This is a genomic window from Corynebacterium sp. TUM25020 (assembly GCF_056388495.1).
Map to the genome: position 1 here is coordinate 1 of NZ_JBWJFG010000017.1, position 3,495 is coordinate 3,495.

Genomic DNA, 3,495 nt, shown 5'->3' on the forward strand with positions numbered 1-3,495 from the left:
AGCCGACTGACCCGACCAAGGCTGATACCGATGGTGACGGCTCCAACGATGGTGTCGAGGTCAACAACAAGGACAAGGACGGCAAGGACGCGCCGACCAACCCGAACGACCCGAACTCTAAGCCGGGTGAGGATGACCAGCCGGTTGGCTCGTCCGGTTCTCTGAACGATCCGAACAAGATCGGTGCCATCATTGGTGGCACGATTGTTGGCTCCGGTTTGATTGGTGCTCTGCTGGGTAACCACGGTGATGGTGCTGGTTCCTCTGCTCCGGGTAAGCCGGGTGAGGCTAAGCCGGGTGAGGCTAAGCCGGGCAAGCCGGGCAAGGGCGAGTCCAAGCCGGGTGCTGAGAAGCCGGGCAAGGGCGAGTCCAAGCCGGGTGCTGAGAAGCCGGGCAAGGGCAACGCTGGCGACCAGGGTGGCGACCAGGGTGCCGGTAAGGGCGCTGACAACGGTGCCGCTGGCAACCAGAGTGCTGGCAAGAGCAGCACTGGTGCTACTTCCCAGAGCACCGAGGCTGGTTCCCGTGGTGGCAACCTGGCTGTGACCGGTGTGTCCGGTCTGGCTATCACGCTGGGTGCGTCTGTGATTGCCCTGGCTCTGGGTGGTGCCCTGATGGCACTGCGCCGCCGCCAGAGCTAACTCCCACAAAGTTAGCCCCCAAAGCTAGCCCGCCAGGGCTAGCTCCCCCCGCCTAGCTGGCGCGGAAAACCTCCGCGACCAGCGGCAACTCCTCGAGCCCCGCTCCCGGTGTACGCACCAGGAGCGGGGCTCCTGGCATTCCAGACTCAAACCCCACCCACTTCAACCTCCGCGCATCCACCGCGCGGCGCCCCACCTGGAACCACCACAAAGCGTGCCCCACCAACGCCCACGAATCATCCGCGAAACGCACCACAAACACTCGATCCCCCAACTCCGTGCGCCGCAGCCCCTCCAGCGCCACCTCATTGTGCTCCGGAGCCACCGAAAACTCGGCAGCCGACAGCCGCTCCACCACGCCTAAACGGTGCGCAAAACCCTCCGCGTCCTCCACCACCAACGGCGCCCCAGCGCGGCACGCCCGCACCTTCCTACAACGCCACACCACCGGCTGAGCCCCCGCCCGCCGGCCACGCACTACCACCCACCCCAGTGGCTCCCCTGGCTCCACGGAAAGCGTCACCACTGGCCCCGGATTAGCCGTTTCCACCTCCACAGTGCGCGGCGCAGCTGAGATCGAGGGGGCGTCACCACCAGGCGCAAAAGAAAAGGGATGGCGGCGCAACAGCTCATCGCAGGCCTCCACCAGCTCCGCATCAGTGGCGTTAAAGCCCACCCCCACCGACTCCAACTGCGCCCACAACTGCGCAAACCCAACCGACGGCTGAGCCTCCCACACCGCGCGCAGACGCTCTACAACATGCGGAATACGCGTCGGATCCTCCGGATGCACAGCGCTAATCGGCTCGCCCGGCGGACGTGGCCTGCCCAGGCAGACCCGCGGCAGGCAACGCACGATCCAACGCGCGGAGCAGCACATCCGTCTCCTCCGCCGTCGTCACCGTCACGCGCACGCCCTCACCGGCGAAACACCGCGCCACCACGCCCTCGCGCTTCAGCGCCTCATCCAGCGCCTCGGCGCGCTCGCCCGCGTTCAACCACACGAAATTCGCCTGCGACGGATACGTCAGCGGCTCGGAGCCCTCCGCGCCGTCCGCAGCCCCGCCCGCCGCGCCGGCACTACCAGCGCCAGCCGGAGCAACCCCCGCCAGGTACGCCTCCACCCGCTCACGCTCCACGACCGTCGCATCCACACGCGCAGCCAGCTCGGCTTGTGCATCCACACTTGCGACCCCCGCCGCCTGCGCCAACGCATTCACACCGAAAGGAATCCCCACCTTATTCACGGCCTCCACCAGCTCCTCCGGCCCGACCAGATAGCCCAGCCGCAGACCCGCCAGCCCATACGCCTTCGAGAACGTCCGGCACACCGCCAAGTTCGGATAGCGCTTCAGCTCCTCCAGCGCCACCGGCGACTCCGCATCCCGGTTGTACTCCACATACGCCTCATCCAGCACCACCGTCACATCCTCCGGCACACGCGCCATAAACTCGCGGAACTCCTCGCGCCCCACCGTCGTGCCCGTCGGATTGTTCGGGTTGCACACAAACACCAAGCGCGTGCGCTCGCCGATCGCTTCACTCATTGCCTCTAGGTCATGACGCCCCCTCTTCAGCGGCACCCCCACTCCCACCGCACCGGCGATCTTGCACAGGATCGGGTATGCCTCGAACGACCGCCAGGCGTACACAACCTCATCGCCGTCCTTGCATGTGGCCTGCACCAGCTGCTGGCAGATGGCGGAACTGCCGTTGCCTACTGCGACATTGTCGAGGTCCACGCCCAACCACTGCGCCAACTTCTCCCGCAAAGCGCCCGAAGCCATATCTGGATAGCGGTTGAGGTGCGAGGTGGCGTCATTAATAGCAGCACTCACAGAAGGCAACGGAGCCAGCGAAGACTCGTTAGAGGCCAACTTCAGCGCGTTCGGGATCGAAGCGCCGGGGACGTAGGCGGGCAAGGATGAGAGATCGGGGCGAATCATACCTATACAGTGTAGTAGGAGGTAATGGGCGCAGTGGGCGGGGTAATGCGCGGGGATTTTGGGAGGGAGCGGGTGGTTGTGTAGGCTAAATGCGGTCGAGATTGTGGATACCTGAATTGGTATGCCGTGATACGACATCCGGAGGCGTGCCAGAGCGGCCGAATGGGGCTCCCTGCTAAGGAGTTGTCCCTTAGGGGACCGCAGGTTCAAATCCTGTCGCCTCCGCAACTTCGACAGAGTGCGTTACGCGCATGAGCTGCCCATAAAGCTGCCCGGTTACTTGTGGTGAGGTTCCGGGGCTAACAGCTGCGGACAGTGTTGTGGGGCGTGTGGTGCGCCTGTGGTGGTCCGCTGGGATTGTGCCGGCGTGTACGCACTTTGTCGAAGTTTCCAAGCGCCCGTAGCTCAACGGATAGAGCATCTGACTACGGATCAGAAGGTTGGGGGTTCGAATCCCTCCGGGCGCACGATTTCCTCGGTGCCGTCGGCTACTGAGTATGCGACATTCCTGCTGGTGAGGTGGGGATTTGTTGTTTTGTGCCCGTGGTGTGTAGAGTAAATCTTCGTTGCGAGGGCAACCTTGCAGCACAAACGTGATACTGGAAGCGGTAGTAGATATCGGCTCTGGTATTAGCAACGCGCCCGTAGCTCAACGGATAGAGCATCTGACTACGGATCAGAAGGTTGGGGGTTCGAATCCCTCCGGGCGCACCATTTCCCCCGTAGCTAGCGTTAACCCGCTGGCTGCGGGTTTTTGTGTTGCGGGGTGCTGGGGTTCCGGGGGTTAAGTAAAGAAAAGTGTGTCTTTTCCGGGCGTGTTGCGGTTATTTGATCCAGCCTTTTTGGATGCCGAGGTTGTGTTGGTAGCTGGTGTCGATGGCGGTGTCGTATTCTGCTGGTGCACCGAT

2 protein-coding genes, 3 tRNA genes and 1 pseudogene are annotated in these 3,495 nt (G+C 63.5%); 4 read left to right on the plus strand and 2 right to left on the minus strand.

All coding sequences use genetic code 11. The annotated features are described in order from the left end of the window. Window positions 1-641: pseudogene (locus tag AC05K6_RS10120) on the plus strand (hypothetical protein); the annotation flags it as partial. Between the two features lie 52 nt (window positions 642-693). On the opposite strand, the gene AC05K6_RS10125 reads toward AC05K6_RS10120, so the two are convergent. Then, window positions 694-1,497 (minus strand): hypothetical protein, encoded by an 804-nt coding sequence (locus tag AC05K6_RS10125; protein WP_476728467.1) that lies wholly within the window; start codon window positions 1,495-1,497, stop codon window positions 694-696. Continuing rightward, entirely contained in the window at window positions 1,439-2,587 is a 1,149-nt protein-coding gene (locus tag AC05K6_RS10130; protein ID WP_476728468.1) for a histidinol-phosphate transaminase, read from the minus strand. Before AC05K6_RS10130 ends, AC05K6_RS10125 begins: the two co-directional genes overlap by 59 nt. 140 nt (window positions 2,588-2,727) lie before the next feature. On the opposite strand from AC05K6_RS10130, the gene AC05K6_RS10135 reads away from it, so the two are divergent. The 3 genes from AC05K6_RS10135 (at window position 2,728) to AC05K6_RS10145 (ending at window position 3,301) form a co-directional block, all read left to right on the plus strand. Then, window positions 2,728-2,812, plus strand: a tRNA-Ser gene (locus tag AC05K6_RS10135). A 169-nt stretch (window positions 2,813-2,981) separates the two neighbouring features. Beyond that, window positions 2,982-3,054, plus strand: a tRNA-Arg gene (locus tag AC05K6_RS10140). Window positions 3,055-3,225: 171 nt separating this feature from the next. Next, window positions 3,226-3,301 (plus strand) — tRNA-Arg (locus AC05K6_RS10145). The last annotated feature ends 194 nt before the right edge of the window (window positions 3,302-3,495 follow it).

Bases quoted from the DNA above. Each gene is read 5' to 3' on its own strand.
- AC05K6_RS10130 (WP_476728468.1), bottom strand. From the start codon at position 2,587: ATGATTCGCCCCGATCTCTCATCCTTGCCCGCCTACGTCCCCGGCGCT.